The following is a 19,653-nucleotide window of genomic DNA, read 5'->3' as shown; positions in this document are numbered from 1 at the left end:
CTCAGCGGCTCATCAGCACTTCAGCAATATGCATCACTTTGACCGGCTGGCCTTCCCGTTGCAGTCGACCGCCAATGTTCAGCAGGCAACTGACGTCTGCGCCAATCAAATATTCCGGCTGCGCATCCATCAAATGTAAGACTTTCTCTTTCACCATCTCGCCGGATATCTCGGCCATTTTGACCGAGAACGTCCCGCCAAAGCCGCAGCAGGTATCCTGATCGGCAAACGTCAACAGCTCCAGCCCGCGCACGTTTTTCAGCAGCGCGAGCGGCTCTTCCTTAACTCCCAGCTTCCGAGTCAGGCTACAAGAGGGATGATAGACAGCGCGGCCCTGCAGGCTGGCGCCGACGTCCACCACGCCCAGCTTGTTAACGATAAAGGAGGTGAGATCCTGCATACGCGCGGCAACCTTTTCGGCACGCAGCGCCCATTCCGGTTCATCGGCCAGATACGTCGGATAGCTTTTTACCGCGTAGGTACAGGAGCCTGCTGGCGAGATAATCGGATCGTCGTTATCTTCCAGGGCGGCGATCAGGTTTTTCATCCCAGGGATCGCCTCTTTGATGTAACCGCTGTTGATGGCTGGCTGACCGCAACACCCTTGCTTCTCGGGGAAATTAACGCGACAACCCAGTTTTTCCAGCAGCAATACGGAGTCTCGTGCCATCCGTGATTTCAGTGCGTCACCAATGCAGGTAACAAAGAAATTTACATTCACAATAACTACTCCATTGCTTCATTTCTGTTTATTGCGCTTGATATCGCGATATCAAGCAAAGGCTCAGCCGTATTTCACGCCCAGTTTTTCTGTTTGCTGTTTTTACTAATGCCTGGGTTCATGGTGATGCTCGGGTCGTTTTCCTTTGATGCCGACTCTCCGCTTCTTAAGTCAGGACAGTCGCATATGTCTGTATTTTCATTTGTATGACAAAACCAAATAATCCCCTAATCAACCCCCATATGCAACAACCAGGTTTATTTCTTTCGGTCTCGCTCACATTTTTATATTTAAAACCACAGCGTTATGAACACCTTAATAACAGTTTCAGGTGCTTACTATTCTCATCACCAGCATTATTAAAAAGGTTATCATATAACTATTTATAGGTATTCAACTTACTCTTAAGTATATTTACCTGGCATTGGATTTTAATTAAAAGATTACAATAGTTACAAAACTACAAATCATAATTACTTTATTCACTGAAGCGATTCAGTTTACATACTTTATTAACCCAGCAATGTAGCCTCCCCACCATAAATATAAATCAGGTTTAATGAACCAATCAGGAATAGCAATGAACGAATATTTTATGTTTGCCCTGGCACTCTCTCCTTTACTACTGATGGTATTTTTAATATTGAAATTGAAAATGCCCATCCATTATTCCGTGTTGATCTCTTTGGTATTCACTGCCGCGCTGTCGGCCATATTCTGGGAAATGCCCGTACAGAATCTGAAAGCCGCGATAGGCTATGGCGCCCTGAAGGGTTTATGGCCGATTGTGATTGTGATCCTCGGCGCCATCTTCAGTTATAACGTCATGCAGGCAACCAAGGCGCTGGATATTCTGCGCGATATTCTCGCCAGCATTAGCGAAGATAAGCGTATTCAGGTGCTACTGATTTCATGGTGTTTCGGCGGATTCCTTGAAGCCGCGGCAGGTTATGGCACGGCGGTCGCCATTCCGATCGGCATTCTTATTGCGCTGGGATTCAACCCGCTGAAGGCGGCGATCGCTTCTCTCGTGGCGAATACCGTTCCCACCGCGTTCGGCGCGGTCGGGATCCCGGTTTCTATTCTGGCGGAACAGGTTAATCTGCCGGTGTATACCTTAGGTGGAACCATTATTCTGCAGCTCGCACTGTTTAATATCCTGCTGCCGTTTGTCATTGTCTGCATTATTGGCGGCGGCCTGAAAGCCATTCGTGGCGTATTTCTGATCACGCTGATTTGCGGCATCACCACGCTGGTTCCGCAATATTTTGTCGCCATCCATCTTGGCGCGGAATTGCCCGCCTTTGCCGGTAGCCTGGTCAGCTTGTTTGCCGTGGCGATGGTCAGCCGCCTGCGCAAAGGGAAAACCGATCCCGAGTGGCGCATTGAGGTCAGCCATACCCGCGAAACCACGCCGCGCTCGGCAAAAGTGTTGTTCCGCGTAGGCTCTATCTATCTGTTTATTTTTGTTTTTATCCTGCTGTGCTCACCGCTGTTCCCGACGATCAAAGGCGCGGCGTCCCAACTGGCCTCGGTGCTGCATTTCACGCTCGCCGACGGCAACACGCTGGCGCTGAAAGTTGAATGGGTGACCACGCCGGGGATGCTGATCATCTTTGCGACCCTTATCGGCGGTTTTATTCAGGGAGCGTCCGCACGCGGGATGCTGGAAGTGTTTATCAAAACCATTTTCCAGCTTAAAAATTCCATTGTGGCGATTATGGCGATTGTCGCGCTGGCCACGGTGATGGATCTCAGCGGGATTATCTCCACGCTGGCCCAGTCGATTGTCGATCTGACCGGCAGTTCCTACGTCTTCCTCGCCCCGGTGATTGGCGCGCTGGGCACGTTTGTTACCGGCAGCGATACCAACTCGAATATTTTGTTCGGCAAACTGCAAACCATTGCCGCCAGTAAACTGCATATCGATCCCAACTGGCTCGCGGCGGCGAATACTTCTGGTGCAACGGGGGGGAAAATGATTTCGCCGCAGAGTATCGCCATTGCGGTTTCAGCCACCAAAATGGACGGACAGGCCAACCAGATAATGTCTGGCACCATGAAATACTGCTGCGCCTACATTGTGATCCTCGGCCTGAAAGTCGGTCTCTTTTATTACTGGTTTATGGCGTAATCCATTGTCAACCCCGTCAAATTCACGGCAACCGTATTTGACGACGCGGTGACCAAAAAGGTTTACACCGCTTCAGGATCGAAACGAAGCGACTGGCTTTACGATTTGTCGGCGCTGACTAAAATAGCGCCGATGTTTCAAATCGAGGATTGTTGTTATGTTGTTCTGGAAAAAGATGGTGAAGAAGTTCGACGCCTTTTCCGCGTTGATCCCACCACGCTACTTCCGCGTGTAATGCCTGGCGCTAATGCCTGATGGCGCTTCGCTTATCGGGCCTACGTTTCACGCTCATTTGTAGGCCGGATAAGGCGCAAGCGCCGCATCCGGCAGCAGAGAAAAATGTTCTCCCCTTTCACTTACGCAGCCCGCACGCTCTTAACACCCTGACCCACAGACGAAGCCATGCAAAACGGTAGATCAGCGGATGCTGAAATCGTAGCAGTGTCAGAAACATAGAGCCTCCTTGCGGCGCTACAGCACCGTTGCCTGATAGCGAATTTGCGGCTCCATTATCTGGTGACGCGCGTCTATCAGCCGCAGTTCATACGAGTCGTGCTCTTTCGTCAGCCGCATCACCGCGTCGACGACACTGGTGGTCCGCTCCAGCGCCTGCTTGTCCTCATAACCGTTGAGTAGTGAAGCCAGCATCACGCTGCAAATCAGATCCCCAACGCCCACCGGCATTTTGGCAAAGGTATACAGCGGCCGGGCGATGTGTAATGTCTGTTCCGCCGTCACCAGCAGCATTTCAAACGCCTGTTTGTCGCGCGAGCAGTCGCCGAGATGTTTCACCAGCACCTTCTTCACGCCCCACGCCACCAACTGCTGCGCCGCTTCCACCACCTCGTCAAAACTACGTAGTTGTCTGCCCGTCAGCACGCCCAGTTCATAGAGATTCGGCCCCATCACATCGGCCAGTTGAATGGCGTCATCGACAAAAAAGGACTCCACGCCCTGCGCGACGATGCAGCCTTTTTGCGGGTCGCCCATCACCGGATCGCAAAAATAGAGCGCCTGGGGATTACGCTGGCGAATGGTGGTGACCGCGAGCTTCACCTCTTCGCAATGGCGTTTGTCCCCGAGATACCCGGACAGCACGGCATCGCATTGCGCCAGTTTTTGCAGATCATCCAGCCCGCTGATGATGGCGCTCAGCTCGCCGTGCGGCATCGCCATGCCCTGCCACATCCCGTACTGGGTGTGGTTGGAAAACTGTACGGTGTAAAACGGCCAGACATCGATCCCCGAAAGCTGCATCGGCAACACGGCGGCTTTATTTCCGGCATAGCCATAAACGACTGACGACTGAACAGACAACACGTTTTTCATTTTGACTCCGTCTAGCGAAACGTTGGCAGCAGACCAAATACGTCCAGAACAACCGTCAGATAGACAACCGCCCCACAGACAATAACCAGATTGAGCACGGTGTTATTACACGGCGCGGTATAGCTGGCGGTCGGAAAACGTTTCCGCGCCGCTTTCACCAGGAACGGCGGCAGGATCACGCTCCAGATGGTAAAGGCCAGACCGGCGTAACCAATGGCGTGGACAAACCCGTTCGGGAAGAAGAAGCACACGGCGGCTGGCGGGAAGTAGGTCACCAGCGCGGTTTTCAGGCGACCCATGCCGTCATCCGGGAAGTGAAACAGGTCGGCGATGTAATCGAACAGGCCAAGCGTCGCCGCCAGCAGGGAACTGGCTACCGCAAAGTTGCCGAAGAAGGTCAGGATCAGATCCATATAACGGCTGGTGAACAGCCCGCTGATAGCCTCGACAAACACGTCGATATTGCCGCCTTTGGCGATAATTGGCGGGAATGAGGAACGGCTGATGTTGCCCATCGTGACGCCCAGCCAGAAGATATACAGCAGCAGGGCAAACAGCGTGCCGATGATAATCGAACGCGTAATATTTGAGATCCCGCTCGTGCCATACAGCTTCACCAGGCTCGGCACGTTACCGTGAAAACCAAACGAGATAATGCAGAACGGCAGCGTCATCAGGATATACGGCAGGTACTGCGAATTGGGCAGCGCCACCGCCACGCTGTCGACGAGTTTCGCCACTTCGATATGACCCACCAGGCCAGAGAAGGTGGCAAAGAACGCGATAAACTTACCGATGATCAACACGGTAGTAATACGTCCAACCAACAAGGAGCTGTACCAGGCAATCGCCCCGACCAGCATACTGACGATCACCACCGAGATATTCGCCGGAAAGCGCACGCCGCTGTATTTGAACACGGTTTGCGCCATCACCGCCGACGAACCAGAGATATAGGCATAGGTCAGAATATACAGCACAAAGCCGAAAGCGATACCGACCACAATATTCCACTTTCGGCCTAATAAATCCTGAGTAAAGGTATTAAAACTGGCACCGGCGCCATAATGCAGGTTAACTTCGACCAGCATCAGACCGGTTAATAACATCATGATGGCGATAAACAGAAGAATAACTGACGCACCGGGGAACCATACGCCAGCCATCGCAATCGGCAGGGAAAACATCCCTCCACCCACTACGGTCGCGATAACCAACATGGTTCCGCTAATCAGTCCGGGGGTACTACTCTGTCGCTCAATGGCATTAATATCCATGATAAATGTTCCTGTAGACTATTCGTTATAATTACAGCTGTCATTTGTACATCATGCGGATAATAAAAATGTCGGAGTCAGGGTTTACTTTTGTAGTTATGTCACGGTAACGGGCACCGCAAAGGCTTCCTGTTCATGGAAAAGAAATACAAAAAAGCCCCATCCTGAGATGGGGCCATAATTATTATTTAGATATAGTCAAAGCGTGCAGTAAAGAAACGGAGCTGCTTCGGCTCGTAAATAAACTTCAGCCCGCGAATATCTTCTTTGTGCTGGTAAAGTTTAATAATACCGTCAGCCACTACATCCATATGCGCGTAAGTATAAACGCGGCGTGGAATAGTCAGACGCACGGTTTCCAGTTTCGGCCTGTGGTGTTCACCAGTCACGTTATTACGGCCCGCAGAGATAATTCCGCGCTCCATACTACGTACGCCGGTTTCCACATAGATACTGGCAGCCAGGCTTTGCGCCGGGAACTCGTCCTGCGTCAGATGCTCGCAGAAGCGACGCGCATCAAGGAATACCGCGTGACCACCCACCGGTTCAACAATCGGTACACCAGCGGCTTTCAGCTTGTCGCCCAGATAGCGAACCTGCTTCACGCGGTGCTCGATGTACTCATACTGCATGGCTTCGCGCAGACCAATCGCCATAGCTTCCATGTCGCGTCCGGCCAGGCCGCCGTAAGATGGCATGCCTTCGTAGACAACGACTAACTCTTTGGCAGCAGAGAACATTTCATCATCGTTCATGCACAGGAAGCCGCCGATATTCACCAGACAGTCTTTTTTACCACTCATGGTGCAACCGTCGGCGTAGCTGAACATCTCATGCACGATCTCTGCGATGCTCTTGTTCTCAAAGCCCTGCTCTTGCTCTTTGATAAAGTAGGCGTTTTCTACGCAGCGGGTAGCGTCGTAGAACACTTTAATGCCATGTGCTGCAGTCAGTTCACGCACCGCGCGCATGTTAGCCATGGAGACCGGCTGCCCGCCTGCGAGGTTAACCGTGACTGCCAGGCAAATATAGGCAATATTCTCGGCGCCTTTTTCATCAATCAGCTTTTGTAATTTTTTAAGATCGATATCACCTTTAAAAGCAATATTCAGACCGGCATCGTGCGCTTCATCACGAACGATATCGACAAACACCGCACCATTTTTTTCCTGGTGATAACGGGTGGTAGTGAAATACATATTCCCGGCAACATATTGCCCCGGTTTAATTGCCAGCTGCGATAACAGGTTTTCTGCGCCGCGCCCCTGGTGAGTAGGAACAATATGTTTAAAGCCAAACAGTTCCTGCACGGTTCTTTCCAGGTGATAGAAGTTTTCGCTGCCCGCGTAGGCTTCATCACCCATCATCATTCCGGCCCACTGCTTGTCGCTCATTGCGTTAGTGCCACTGTCTGTCAGCAGGTCAATATAAATATCTTTCGAATTTAACAGGAAAGTATTGTATCCCGCTTCCTGCATTTTCTTAAGGCGTTCATCACGCGGGATCATAGATACAGTTTCAACGCTTTTAATACGGAAGGGTTCTGCCGGATAATTCATTTTGTTTCTCCAGTAACAGTGGTCATGTACGTATTAATGTGAAGTAAAGCATACCTGGTTCATCAATAAAGTCTGATGAAATATAACTATTCGCCTCCTGAGTCAGGGGGAGAAATAATGTGGAGGCACTATGCAAGATTTAATTGATTATGGAAATAGCCTGGTCAACATTAATCACTGGCAATAATTTAAAAAGCTGTAAATGTAGGTGATGCAAATCACACGTCATTTTTTTACCCGTTCATATTCAACAAGTTTTTTTTTGCGTGTTGATTTGCCATTTGCGATGGTGCCCCCGTGGAGAGGGGAAATACTGAAAACTTAACTTTCCAGGCTGTGCTCATACTGTATTGCTGAATGAGTACACCCCATTTTGTGAGAGTCGGATCACTTCACGGGTTTATATTTGTGATTCACATCACTAAAAGTGTAAAGCAAAGTGTACAAAACGGCGTTGTTTCAGAGTTTTCTATTTGCTTCAGTGAGTTAGATCGCATTTTTGGCCTGATACAGATGGGCGTTATTTTCTGGAAATGGCAGGTATCAGGAGGATGGGACAGGAATGAATTTATACGGTGAATAATACTATGTTTATTGGGATAGAGAGGATTTCTATTTATTCCGAAAGCGTGCTAATCGCGCTTATTTCATCTTATTTACATCTGGACTTCCCGCCAATTACTGGGGTAATTTACAGGGGTTTTATTAGCGCGATGCGAAGGTGCGCCAACACCTCCGCATCGCTAATCGCAGTAACTATTATCGGAGAATAGTCACCATGACTGATACGCATTGTATTGCAGTTTCATTTGATCCAGAAGTGTACGTCGCAGATAACCGTTGCCTGAAGGTGGGTTATGCGAGCGGTTATCCTGATTACAGCCGTTTGCCAGTGAAGTATGTCCAGTTTCCGTCCATCGTGATGAAGGGCCAGTGGCTTAAAGCCGCCGGATTCGACACCGGCACCCGCGTCGATGTGCGCGTCATGCAAGGCTGCATTGTGTTAACCGCCCGCGCGCCCGAACCCGAAGGGTCAGAACTGATGAAATCCCTGCGCGCCGTGGAAAAGCTCTCCGCGCGTAAGCAAAAGCAGGTGCTGGAGTTTATCGGGGTGATTGCGGGGAAAGCGGTGAAGGGGTAACGGTCTTGCTAAAGGCGCCTGTGGGCGCCTTTATTAGGATGTATTGCGTCATCTTTGTTATGCCGTAGTACGTTCGTTCCAGGCGTCGGTATATTGAATATTGCCATCTACAATACACCAGGTGATTTTTTCATAGCGCAGTTGTACGCTTTCCAAATGCCCGGTTCCCGTTACCGTACGTGTGTCATGCACGATTGGTGTCACTGATACAACTTTTACACCTTCAAGCAGGGTATTAAAGTATTCCACTTCCTGGCCTGCGTCGTTTATGTGATAGAACTTTAGTTCCGCACTTTGAAGTGTCTGACCTGTCGCAACTGCTTTGTAAAGGTATGGGCTGGAGGAATCGATCTCTTTGTCAAAAAGAAATGGGCCATGTTGGCGTGTGCCGGTTAGCTTTCCAGTGGCACCATCGGTTGGAATGCTAAGGTTATGTGTTAAACCACGTAACTCAATACTGCCTTCACGTCCCTGGACATCCGAGCCTCCACGAATCATCGCGCCACCATCGTCTTTTAAAAATAAATGAACGGGTACAGCCATTTTCAACACTCCTTGTAATCAATCATATAACCAGCGGCCTGCTCTGGCTGATTCTGCGAACATACGCACAGTAAGCGGTTTTGACACTTGTTTGATGGGTTCGTTGGTAAACCATTTTCTATAGACCGATTCTCTTTCCCACGGGTAATAGGCATCGAAATCAATCACAGAAACATCAACGTTATATTTCTCTCCAAAATCATCAATGGCATACGGTAATTCATCCCATTCAGCGTAACCTTGCAGCGGCGTATCAAGTTCAATCGGGATAGGCTTGAAAGTAAACGTTACCGCGAGAGATAACTCTCCCCGAAAAAATTCTAATACCTCGTTATCCGTCACCATACGCGATCTTCCTCTCTGGCAATGGTGTTGTAGGTATTCACCGTTTTATAGACAATTTGGGCGACATCACTTGCGAGTAATGCCCAACCAATCACAGGAATTGTTCGTCCAACGAATGCCCCCAGATTGTTAGTCATCATTGGTTTTAAATATTTGATACTGGCATTGGTGATGGTAGGAAGCCTGACGGACAATGTTACGTTAAGAAACTCACGAGAATATTTGGAGGCAATTGATGTGCCTTGTGTTGCCCCATATGGTTTACCCCGTGTTTTCAGCAATGGTAACCCAAGAATGATACATGACATTGTTACCACATCTTGAATTCCCCCAAATTGTTCATCAATTTTGTCGAGAAAAATCCAGAAAAATAGCTCACCTGCAGAAATGTTACAGACCCCTTTATAAAAGTATGTTCCGTTAAGTTCCTCTACTGTGTCCATCAGAGATCCTTCGATATGCAATAATTTGCATACTTATCGTACTCCTGCGTACCCTGGTGGGGGAACGGTAACTGCCGTGGCGTATGTGTTTTTCAGAAAACATAAAAGTGATGTCGTTGATGTCAGACAACATGCCACGCATAGTGCTTTATCAAATTGATACCAATAAGTGACGTCGATAGCGCATCAACCCGTCTTTGCTTGATCAGGTGATATTTTGCGAGCATCATCGCAATTATTTACCTGATAATGAAATCAATGACTTCCAGTAAAACCCTGCAGCAGGCAATTGCCGACATCACCATCTGGCGTAAAGGCGGGCAGCGTGCGCCGCACAAACCTTTGCTGCTGCTTCATGTGCTGGCGGGTTATCAGCAGGGTCACGGTCGCCTGTTTGACTACGGTTCGGAAGTTCGCGACCCATTGCATAGCCTGCTGGAACGATTTGGACCACAGCGCGCGCAGTACCGCCCGGATATGCCCTTCTGGCGCTTACAGGGCGATGGGTTCTGGGAGCTACAAAACGCCGAGCAGTGCTCAACATCCGGCAGCAGTAAACAGCCCCCTGCCGGAGAACTGGTGACGCATAACGTTGCCGGAGGCTTTGATGAACAACATTTTACTCTGCTGAAAAAGAGCAAAAACCTCATCAACACCCTGGCACAGCAAATCCTCGAGGCGCACTTCACCGAAAGCATTCAGGAAGAAATCGCGGATGAACTGGGGTTTGATATCCTGCAAATCCGCAAACAGCGGGACCCGTTGTTCCGCCAGCAGGTTCTGCGTGCTTATAACTATGAATGCGCCATTTGTGGCTTCAATATGCGCCACGACAGCACTTCAGTTGCGCTTGAAGCGGCCCATATCAAATGGAAACAGCATGGTGGCCCGTGCGAGATTTCAAACGGACTGGCGCTGTGTGCAATCCACCATAAAGCCTTTGATAAAGGTTCGATTGGGCTGGATGAGAGTATGCGGGTTCAGGTGTCACCCGCAGTGAATGGCAGCGGCATGGTGGGCAGACTGTTCTGGGATTTCGACGGTAAATCGATAGCGCTGCCAATGATGCGCGAGAATTATCCAAAAGAAGGGTTTGTAGAGTGGCACAGGAAGGAGGTGTTTAGAGGGTGATTTGCATACCTTCTTTTTCCCTGATAAATATCAATAATACGTTATTTTAATATGGGAAATTATTACAATTTTAAAAAAATACAATAAACATGCATATTTATTACCAAAATAAATTTTAAGGACAAAATGAGTATGACAACCTTTAAAAATAAAAGAAGCAAAACAGAACAACAAAAAATAAAGGAATTACTAAAATCAGTACTACCGCATCTGCCTCATCTTAGTTTATTATCAGCCGTCATAGGATTTATTAACATCTGGATATATCTTTCCCGCATTGGGAAATTAAACCTTCTTCCTTCATTCCTTGCTAGTCCATCCACGCTCCTAGCTATTTTTGCATCAATGTGTTTGATTTTAATACTATTTCTATTCTTTATTTTAATGCCTACAATTATTTTTTATTGGCTTTGTGCAATATCTAAAGACAAAGATTCAAAAATAACGATCTATCAAACAATAACGATTGGTCTTTTACTGTCAATCATAGGCTCCACTGACGTATTATATACTACAGGTTTTTTTATCTTCATCACTGCATTTTATATTTGTTACTTTCTTTATACGGCCCTACATAATAAACTTAAAATTAATATATTTGCACTCATCAAAGGTTTTATAATAAACATACCCACATTTATAATTATATCAATAATTTATAATAATACCGCTTTATCTGGCATAGATCGACTAGCTAAGATTTTAATTTTGTTTGTTTATCTTATCATAATATATATGCCATTAATTGCATGTGATGGGATCTTAAATAAACAAAAAGGGAGAAAAAAGGAAAGTGCTGCACGAATAATAACAACAATCATCATAATCAGCATATATTTCATTGGTGTAATGACACCTGGAATACTTATTAAGTTAAACAACTACACTATATCATTCTCAGGTCTACGTAGTGATATTATGTTTTGGTATAAAATCAATAAAAATAACTTCCCATCAGAATGGTTGAAAAATAACTGGGGAATCAAAGAAACAAGTCAAAACGAAATTTGGATTCAAGGATACCCTGTAGTGCAAAACAATAATTTTACATTTGTTTGCCCCGAAAGAACACATCAGTTAATGAATGAGTATGTTAATACAAGATTAAACTCATTTGTGAAAGAAAAATCTGGCTCTATGGACACAGGTAATTGCATATTAATCCAGAATAACCTTGAGACATCAATGAAAGTCACAGATGTAAAGAATAATAGATGAGCACCTCAGGGATAGAGATGTAGCAACCTACCTATGGTGGGTTGCTATATTATCACCAGTGTACCAATATCGAGTGTTCGGCCACTTTCCGCACCATCGAGTCGGTTGACGGTGTGATACGTGCTGCGCCGGAGCCCTCCCGCGCCGGTGATGCCACCGCCGCCGCGTAAAGTACAGGGCTGCTACAGCTCGCCGTTCCGGCATTAATCAGGAGAGAGACACGTGACCACTGTGACATTACAGCAGGCCTTTGAGGCCTGTCAGACGAACAAAAACACATGGCTGAAACGTAAAGCCGAACTGGCAGACCTTGTGTAAATAGACCCGTTTTAGTTCCATGCATTTTTTGAGATCCCGGCCAAATAATAGTGTTGTCGGTATTCCTCCGGCGTCATATTGTTCAGTGATTCATGCGGCCGTTCACAGTTATATTCTGATAACCATTTCTCCGTGATTTCCCGCACTTCATTCAGCGTTCTGAACAGATAAAAATCGAGTATTTCTGTACGGTATGTCCGGTTAAAGCGCTCAATGAAAGCGTTCTGCGCCGGCTTACCTGGCTGGATAAATTCCAGTTTTACTGCATGTTTCTCTGCCCATTCAGCCAGTGCCAGAGAGATAAATTCCGGACCATTATCCATGCGCAGCATGACCGGATACCCGCGATTTGCCGCGATCCTGTCGAGTACACGGACCACTCGCTGAGCTGGCAGATTCAGATCGATTTCAATCGACAACGCCTCACGGTTAAAGTCATCAACGACATTGAACGTGCGAAAACGACGGCCACAGATCAGGGCATCATGCATAAAGTCGACAGACCAGCTCTGGTTCAGCGCTTCAGGTGTGGCCAGTGGCGAGGGATTACGCACCGGCAACCGCTGTTTGCCCTTACGACGAAAGTTCAGCTTCAGCAGACAGTAAATACGGTGGATCCTTTTGTGATTCCACGGGTGTCCCTGCCGCCTCAGAACCTGAAAAAGTTTCGGAAAACCGTATCGTGGATATCGCTCTGCCACTGCCTGCAACGTGACAATAACGGGTTCGTCACGCGTGGTGTCCGGACGGTAATGGTAAACCGTTCTGCTCAGGTTCAGACTCCGGCAGGCCTGACGGATACTGAGTCCGAACGTCGTTATCAGATGAGTGACCAGCGCACGCTTACAGGCTGGTTTTAAAGCTTTTTTTCGATAACGTCTTTCAGCGCCCGGTTCTCAAGGCTCAGGTCGGCAAACATCTGTTTGAGACGCCGATTCTCGTCCTCAAGATCCTTGATCTTTTTAATATCAGAAGCCTCCATGCCGCCGTATCTGGACTTCCAGTTATAGTAGGTGGCTTCAGAGATACCGGCCTCCCGGCAGACATCTTTAACGGTTCGTCCAGCTTCAACCGACTTAATCACAGCGATGATCTGATGCTCAGTAAAACGGGCTTTACGCATAGCGATCTCCTTCGTTGGCAGATTGATTATGCCGGAGGATCTCTAAATGTGAATGGCTCGATTATGCGGGATACTTGCAATAGCATTGCGCGCTAAGATAGTTATCGATATTTTGATTTTTCATCGATCACGATTGCACTAACTTAAAAATGAAAATAATCTCATCACTTATCAGATGACTAACATGGATTGATTTATGTCAAATAATAGTAAAATCATACCCCTCCTTAAAAATATAGCTTCTCGATTGTGGGAAGGACATGCAGCTGTGTTGGTTGGAGCCGGTTTCAGCCGCAATGCGCAGCCTTTAAGTGGTGCATCCAGGCCATTCCCTATGTGGAATGATTTAGGAGATATATTTTATGAAAAAGTCTACTGTGATCAAAATATTAATAAATATTCAAATGTTTTGAAGTTAGGTGATGAAGTTCAAGCAGCTTTTGGTCGCGCAACTTTAGATAAGTTAATATTAGAGAATGTACCTGATAAAGAGTACGAACCATCTAAGTTGCATTCGTCACTTTTATCCTTGCCTTGGGTTGATGTTTTCACAACAAACTATGATTCATTATTGGAAAGAGCGTGTGTGTTTGTTGATTCCAGGAAATATGATTTTGTCTTCAACAAAAATGATCTAATAAATGCAGAAAGACCAAGAATCATAAAACTTCATGGCAGCTTCCCTTCTGAACGTCCATTTATTATAACCGAAGAAGATTATAGACGATACCCTATAGATAACTCGCCATTCGTAAATACAGTGCAGCAATCTTTAATTGAAAATACTTTATGTCTCATCGGATTCTCTGGAGATGATCCTAACTTTTTAAACTGGATTGGTTGGATTAGAGATAACCTAGGAACTGAAAACTCCCCCAAAATATTTATGATTGGATTATTTTCTTTCAACGAGGCGCAGAGAAAGCTTTTAGAAAAAAGAAACATAGTTATAGTAGATTTAAGTTTGCTTGACGACTTTGAAGGTAATCATTATGCAGCACATGAGCGTTTTATTGATTTTTTAATTCAATGTAAAGGTTCTGACAACCAGTTTGATTGGCCAGTCAATGATTATAATGAAAGAATTAACCACAATGATTCAGACGAGGTAATTAAGAATAAATTATCCGATTGTATTTCAGCTTGGACGCAAACCAGAATAAATTATCCACAATGGATAATAGCACCTGAAGATAATAGGAGAAAACTTTGGAGTAACACTATAGACTGGCTTCACATATGTTCAAAAGATAAAATCTGGGAAGAACACCTTGATTTGAACTTTTCTTTTGAACTGTTATGGCGAATTAATAAATGTTTATTTCCAATCTTCGATGATGTTGCAAACCTCTTTTTTAATATAGTTAATAGATATAAACCCCTTTTATTTTCGAAGGAAAAAACGGCAGTTCATGAGGAAAAGGATGTCAATGCCAAATTACCTTATATAATCATAGGTCTTTTGAAATATTGCAGACAAGAATCATTAGATAGCAAATGGAATGAGCTAAGCCTCATTATAAATACTCATATTAAAAATCTAACACCAGAAACACGTGCTGAGTATGAATATGAGAACATCCTTCAATCATACTATCTTTTGAATTTCGATGAGGCCAGAGCGAAAATAAACAATTGGGAAGCGAGTAAACAGTTACCTTATCACGAAGTAAAGCGAGCAGGTTTATTAGCTGAATTTGGCATGCTTGAAGAAGCTATAACAATTCTTGAAGAATCGCTTTCTATCATTAGACGGAATAGCTTATCCCCCTCTAAAAACAATAACTATTCAAGTGCTTCACAGGAAGCATATGTTATTTTTATACTCAGAATGTTTAAGCACTCGTGGTCTTTTTCTGAAAATAACGAAGAGGAGGATCTATCAAAAAAATATCGTTCTCGCCTAGCTTATCTTTCCCAATATCGTTGCGATCCCGATAATGAATTTAAATACCTCGAAATCAGACTTGAATCTAGTTTAGAATACGACACCTCAAAGTCCAACTCTGACTTTGATCTAGGTCGAAGGACAAAAACAACTCATTTTGGTACCGGGGCCATTGATACCACAGCTCTTAGTGCTTTCAATTTTTTACTATTAGCTGAGAGCATAGGATTGCCATTCCACATTCCCCAAATGACCATATTTGGAAAATCAGCAGTAAATGCTGCAAAAAATATCTATAAGCATTGCCCGCACTGGTCAATATTTACTGTGCTACGCGTATTTAGTGAAAAGAATTTTGAGGCGATATTAAATAGAACCAACTTGTCAATAATGGGAAGAACTAACGCAGAACTTCAATTCGACAAATATATTTTAAAATATGAAAACATAGCAGCAAAACAATTAAACGATAAATTAGCCAATTCTTTAGATATTGAAGTTTCTATGCTAAAAATGACACCTGAAATACTTTCTCGATTAGTAACAAAAGTCTCATTCAATAGAAAAGAGAAGGTAATATCTTTATTATGCACATTATATAATGCGAAAGAATTTTCCGGGTATGATTATACAAAAAACCTTTTAACACGAACAATAAACAACCTGAGCCTTGAGCAAAAACTACAGTTAATTCCTGCCTTTGTAGAGTTCCCGTCCAAACCCTTAAACGAAAATATCAGGCACTTTCAGAAATATAATTTCATAAATCCATTCGGATTAATAATTAGCATTACAAATGTCAAAAAATCAAATAGTATTGAAAGCAAGAAAATACCGTCTATAAAAATTGCAAGAAATATTGCCGAGATAAACAGCGATGACGAACAGGTCAGACGTATCTCTTCAACAAAATTAATTACTTTATATAAACTCGGCATGTTGAATAAATCCGATGAGAAAAGACTAATCAAAGCACTATGGTCTAAACAAGATGAATATGGCTTCCCTAAAGAATCAGGATATTATTGTTTTTTCTTTATTGATGATTTAAAACCTGATGGAGAAGACGTTACTGAAAAAATAATGCATTTAATCAAGCAGTTTTCATTCCCTAGACAAATTGAGAATGGCGTATCTTTAACAGGTGGCATTTCACATTACTGTAATGAATTAGTAGGGGCACTTTCTCATATAACTTTCTCAAAGAATGAGATACAGACAATCATTTCAAAATTAATTGAATGGTATTATTCCGAAAAACACTGGCTTGATAAAAAAGATGAAGTACTTAAAGAATTTGTGAAGCGATTTAAAAACATTACAAATATAGTCACCGTGATTCTAAAAGAACATAATCAGTTAATAAATGAAGACACAAAAAGAGAAGTTGGCTCACTAATGTTGGATATGCAAAGCAGAGGAGTGCCCGTTGGCAGAGCACTCACTACCCTATCTATAATTAATAACACACCTTTGCCAGAACTTTTTTCTGGCTTAAAGAAACAGTTCTATCAATTAAATGAAGAACCTGTGATTGATGCGATAGAATCAATGTATATTTTATTAGACCAAGATATTGACATTACCCAATTTCTATCGCTAATTAGCCAAAAAATATGTTGGAATCGTGGCCCATGTGTTCAAGAAACTTTAATCATTGCCCTTGATATAATTAAACGTAAAAAAATTAATTTAGACAATTGTTTTATCGACGACATGCTCGCCGGACTCAATAACATACTTAAGTCGGATAGTGAACTCGGAGATAGCAACGAATCATTCTTGGATCATCTGGAAAAGAAAGTAAGCGCAGCTAAACTTGCATCATATTTATATAGCGAGAGCATGAATCTAGGAAAAGAAATCCCGCTCATCCTTAGAGAATGGAGAGATCATTGCACGTCATCAGATGAATTCGAAGAGATTAGAAACGCTTGGATCTCTAATATTTATTAATATAACTGGCTGCATATATATGCAGCCAAATTTTTAAATCTATAAGTTTTCATCTGCTTTATTTACAGATTTTGCAAAATCATAAGGTCCTATATAACGCACTTGATTTGCATCAAGATAATCAGCCCACCACTGCACCATCAACCTGCGCTCATCTAAATGCTCTGAAGTGTGAATATAAGCTGCACGTACATTATTACGCTCTGAATGGCTCAGCTGTCGCTCTATCGCGTCGTCACTCCATAACCCTGACTCACCGAGCGCGCCACGCGCCATCGTCCTAAACCCATGCCCGCAGACCTCAGTTTTCGTGTCATATCCCATCGAGCGCAATGCACTGTTTACTGTGTTCTCACTCATAACTTTAGTTGCATCATGATCACCCGGAAAAAGCAGCTCTTTATCACCACTAATCTGCTTAAGCTGCTCTAACAAAATCATCGCCTGTCGACTGAGAGGAACGATATGCTCCTCTTTCATCTTCATGCCCCGGTACGAGTAACGCACACCCTTAATTTCTTCTCGCTTTGCCGGTATACGCCAAAGAGATTTATCGAGGTCGAACTCATCCCAGCGCGCGAAACGTAATTTACTGGAACGCACAAAAGTTAGTAAGGAAAGCTCGACAGCGATCCGTGTCATTACACGACCACGATATGCCGCAAGGCGTGCCAGAAATTCAGGGAAACGGCTGGGAGGTAGAGTTGGATAGTGTCGTGCTTTGGTTGTCGATAACGCACCAGCCATATCGCTAGCCGGGTTCGAGTCGATGTAATCGTTCTGTACGGCATAACGCATAATGGCCGTGACACGCTGCTGAAGACGCTGCGCGACATCATGCTTACCACTGGCATCAACTTTTTTAATCGGGGCTAACAGCTGGCTGGTTTTGAGCTGGCGAATGTCGGACGAGCCGATGTGGGGGAAGATATAAAGCTCAAGATAGCGAAGAACGCGCGATCGATGGTCTTCACTCCAACGCTTATTACTAGCATGCCATTCACGAGCGATAGTTTCGAAAGTATATGCCCCCGAGTTCTCGGCCTGAGCCTCTTTCTGTTCGGCTTTTGGATCAATGCCCTGCACTAACAGCTTTTTGGCTTCATCGCGCTTTGCTCTCGCCTGAGCAAGCGTCACAGTAGGCCAAACACCAAAAGCGAGGCGATCCTCTTTTTTGTCTGAGGGGCGTCTGTATTTCATGCGCCAGTATTTAGAACCCTTAGCCGAAACCTCCAGATACAAACCGCCGCCATCGGCCATTTTGTAGGTTTTGTCTTTTGGCTTTGCGGTCTCGACCTGTCTGGCGTTGAGCTTCATTTGGGGGTACATTTCTAATCGAAGTTAAGATGCCCCCAATGACATCCGGATTTCAACGGACAACCTCGGACGACTCAGGACGTAAAAATCGCTGCAAGCATTGATTTTAAAGGGATAATTGGACTTTCTCGGATGGCCTTGGAAGTACTAATGGTGCGAAGGCCGGACTCGCCTTTCAAAGTTAATCAACTGAATTACAAGTGATTAATTGTTAATGAACTGACGATATATACTCAGTTATATACTCAGCTATTTTCTTTCAAAAATCAGCGCTTAATGCGCACATGAACCAACTCAAAGATGGCGTTGTGATTATACCCGATAGCACCATTTCAGCCAGGGGCGCTTTTATGATCGGAAGGTAGCATTTCCGGATAATGTTTCGGTCGGTTAAAACTTCAGCTTCAGTTTGCATGGTATTTTTTCCGTATAAAAGCAAACGTACCCAATACCGGCAGGTGCATTGTGTAATGAATAAACAAGGAACAAAGATCGGCTGTGTAAATCGGGAAGAAAGTTCGCAATATTCACAATGCAGAGTTATTACAGCTTCTTTGTAGCAAGCCAGTTGCCTGTCGTGCCCGCAGGATATCGACAGCCCGAAGATAAGGGGATTGTTCCTGCCAGCTAAATCCTTTGCGATCGATACGAACCAGCTCATACTTTTCCACCAAAAAGTTGACCGCATCAGCCAAGGTGATACCGGCATCGATATGTTCCTTAATAACTGTTTCATCACTGAATGGCGTGTCGTTTAGTGTCAGGCCATAGTGCTGTTCCAGCAGGCGCGTCAGTAACATTTGCCAGACAGACACGGGCGACAGACAGGGCTTCGCCGCCTGCGGAGTCGTTGCAGGTAGAGTTTTCATGTTTGCTCTCGGGAAATTAGTTAGCGTTGAGTGGAGTAGACGACGATGTATACGTAGCCGCAACTGCCAAGGGTATCGGCTTCGCAGGTGAAACCATTGTGGTACAGGGTGACGCAGTGGGCGTGGCGAGGATTCATTTCACCAGTGGTAAGCATCGATTCCATCTGACTGATAAAATGCGAAAATGCCTCATCCAGCTTCAGGCATTCGACGCCACTGAACTTACCGGTAATACTGGACCGGTCAGCCAGATAGTGCAGCTGGTTGCCCTCCTGTACCAGACGAGCTCCCAGACGCGGCGTGATATCCCGCAGCAGTCCCCATGTAACATTACTTCTCAT

General features: G+C 45.2%; 16 protein-coding genes and 2 pseudogenes. 7 read left to right on the top strand and 11 right to left on the bottom strand.

The genetic code is table 11. The features are described 5' to 3' along the window. Position 1 precedes the first annotated feature (1 nt). Positions 2-721, bottom strand: a complete 720-nt coding sequence (locus WC7_RS22575) for a (Fe-S)-binding protein (protein WP_016151551.1) — start codon at positions 719-721, stop codon at positions 2-4. 580 nt (positions 722-1,301) lie between these two features. On the opposite strand from WC7_RS22575, the gene WC7_RS22580 reads away from it, so the two are divergent. Then, on the top strand, positions 1,302-2,855 hold the full coding sequence (locus WC7_RS22580; protein ID WP_016151550.1) for an L-lactate permease: 1,554 nt from the start codon (positions 1,302-1,304) through the stop codon (positions 2,853-2,855). Between the two features lie 471 nt (positions 2,856-3,326). Here the strand turns inward: WC7_RS22580 and pdxY are convergent, their stop codons facing one another. From pdxY to WC7_RS22595, 3 genes are all read right to left on the bottom strand, one after another. Then, positions 3,327-4,184, bottom strand: coding sequence for a pyridoxal kinase PdxY (pdxY, locus tag WC7_RS22585; RefSeq protein WP_016151549.1), 858 nt, complete (start codon positions 4,182-4,184; stop codon positions 3,327-3,329). Between the two features lie 11 nt (positions 4,185-4,195). After that, positions 4,196-5,461 carry an aromatic amino acid transporter gene (locus WC7_RS22590; RefSeq protein ID WP_016151548.1) on the bottom strand — a complete coding sequence of 422 codons (1,266 nt, stop codon included), beginning with the start codon at positions 5,459-5,461 and terminating at the stop codon, positions 4,196-4,198. A gap of 188 nt (positions 5,462-5,649) precedes the next feature. After that, positions 5,650-7,020, bottom strand: a complete 1,371-nt coding sequence (locus WC7_RS22595; RefSeq protein ID WP_016151547.1) for a tyrosine phenol-lyase — start codon at positions 7,018-7,020, stop codon at positions 5,650-5,652. Between the two features lie 778 nt (positions 7,021-7,798). Here WC7_RS22595 and symE point away from each other — a divergent pair. Further along, on the top strand, positions 7,799-8,161 hold the full coding sequence (gene symE, locus WC7_RS22600; RefSeq protein WP_016151546.1) for an endoribonuclease SymE: 363 nt from the start codon (positions 7,799-7,801) through the stop codon (positions 8,159-8,161). Between the two features lie 57 nt (positions 8,162-8,218). Here the strand turns inward: symE and WC7_RS22605 are convergent, their stop codons facing one another. The 3 genes from WC7_RS22605 to WC7_RS22615 are packed head-to-tail and all read right to left on the bottom strand — an operon-like array spanning position 8,219 to position 9,492. Next, positions 8,219-8,704, bottom strand: a complete 486-nt coding sequence (locus WC7_RS22605; RefSeq protein WP_016151545.1) for an Hcp family type VI secretion system effector — start codon at positions 8,702-8,704, stop codon at positions 8,219-8,221. Positions 8,705-8,722: 18 nt separating this feature from the next. Next, entirely contained in the window at positions 8,723-9,049 is a 327-nt protein-coding gene (locus WC7_RS22610; RefSeq protein WP_016151544.1) for a DUF1493 family protein, read from the bottom strand. After that, positions 9,043-9,492 carry an STM2901 family protein gene (locus tag WC7_RS22615; RefSeq protein ID WP_016151543.1) on the bottom strand — a complete coding sequence of 150 codons (450 nt, stop codon included), beginning with the start codon at positions 9,490-9,492 and terminating at the stop codon, positions 9,043-9,045. Before WC7_RS22615 ends, WC7_RS22610 begins: the two co-directional genes overlap by 7 nt. Positions 9,493-9,750: 258 nt before the next feature. Here WC7_RS22615 and WC7_RS22620 point away from each other — a divergent pair, with 258 nt between their 5' ends. The 4 genes and pseudogenes from WC7_RS22620 to WC7_RS25025 form a co-directional block, all read left to right on the top strand. Beyond that, the gene (locus tag WC7_RS22620; protein ID WP_032946835.1) at positions 9,751-10,623 is read left to right on the top strand and encodes a phosphorothioated DNA-binding restriction endonuclease; all 873 of its coding nucleotides are present in this window, start codon (positions 9,751-9,753) and stop codon (positions 10,621-10,623) included. A 126-nt stretch (positions 10,624-10,749) separates the two neighbouring features. Then, complete coding sequence (locus tag WC7_RS22625; protein ID WP_155849770.1) at positions 10,750-11,841, top strand: hypothetical protein; 1,092 nt, start codon at positions 10,750-10,752, stop codon at positions 11,839-11,841. A 41-nt stretch (positions 11,842-11,882) separates the two neighbouring features. Next, positions 11,883-12,048, top strand: a pseudogene (locus tag WC7_RS25030) (ogr/Delta-like zinc finger family protein). 15 nt (positions 12,049-12,063) lie between these two features. Continuing rightward, a pseudogene (locus WC7_RS25025) lies at positions 12,064-12,147 on the top strand (phage polarity suppression protein); the annotation flags it as partial. 23 nt (positions 12,148-12,170) lie between these two features. On the opposite strand, the gene WC7_RS26285 reads toward WC7_RS25025, so the two are convergent. Next, a protein-coding gene (locus WC7_RS26285) for an IS3 family transposase (RefSeq protein WP_155849769.1) occupies positions 12,171-13,282 on the bottom strand; the annotation gives its coding sequence in 2 pieces (ribosomal slippage) (positions 12,171-13,021 and positions 13,021-13,282; 1,113 coding nt in all). Positions 13,283-13,478: 196 nt separating this feature from the next. On the opposite strand from WC7_RS26285, the gene dsr2 reads away from it, so the two are divergent. Continuing rightward, complete coding sequence (dsr2, locus tag WC7_RS22635; protein ID WP_016151539.1) at positions 13,479-17,126, top strand: anti-phage defense-associated sirtuin Dsr2; 3,648 nt, start codon at positions 13,479-13,481, stop codon at positions 17,124-17,126. 39 nt (positions 17,127-17,165) lie between these two features. Here dsr2 and WC7_RS22640 read toward each other — a convergent pair whose 3' ends face one another. From WC7_RS22640 to WC7_RS22650, 3 genes are all read right to left on the bottom strand, one after another. Further along, positions 17,166-18,443 (bottom strand): tyrosine-type recombinase/integrase, encoded by a 1,278-nt coding sequence (locus WC7_RS22640; protein WP_016151538.1) that lies wholly within the window; start codon positions 18,441-18,443, stop codon positions 17,166-17,168. A gap of 527 nt (positions 18,444-18,970) precedes the next feature. Beyond that, complete coding sequence (locus WC7_RS22645) at positions 18,971-19,312, bottom strand: TA system toxin CbtA family protein (RefSeq protein WP_016151537.1); 342 nt, start codon at positions 19,310-19,312, stop codon at positions 18,971-18,973. 20 nt (positions 19,313-19,332) lie between these two features. Continuing rightward, positions 19,333-19,653, bottom strand: a complete 321-nt coding sequence (locus tag WC7_RS22650; RefSeq protein ID WP_016151536.1) for a type IV toxin-antitoxin system YeeU family antitoxin — start codon at positions 19,651-19,653, stop codon at positions 19,333-19,335.

Origin of the sequence: Citrobacter sp. KTE151 (assembly GCF_000398845.1) — a bacterium.
Taxonomy (GTDB): Bacteria; Pseudomonadota; Gammaproteobacteria; order Enterobacterales; family Enterobacteriaceae; genus Citrobacter; species Citrobacter braakii.
The sequence above is the reverse complement of the archived record's forward strand: the minus strand, read 5'-3'. Positions and strand labels throughout refer to the sequence as shown.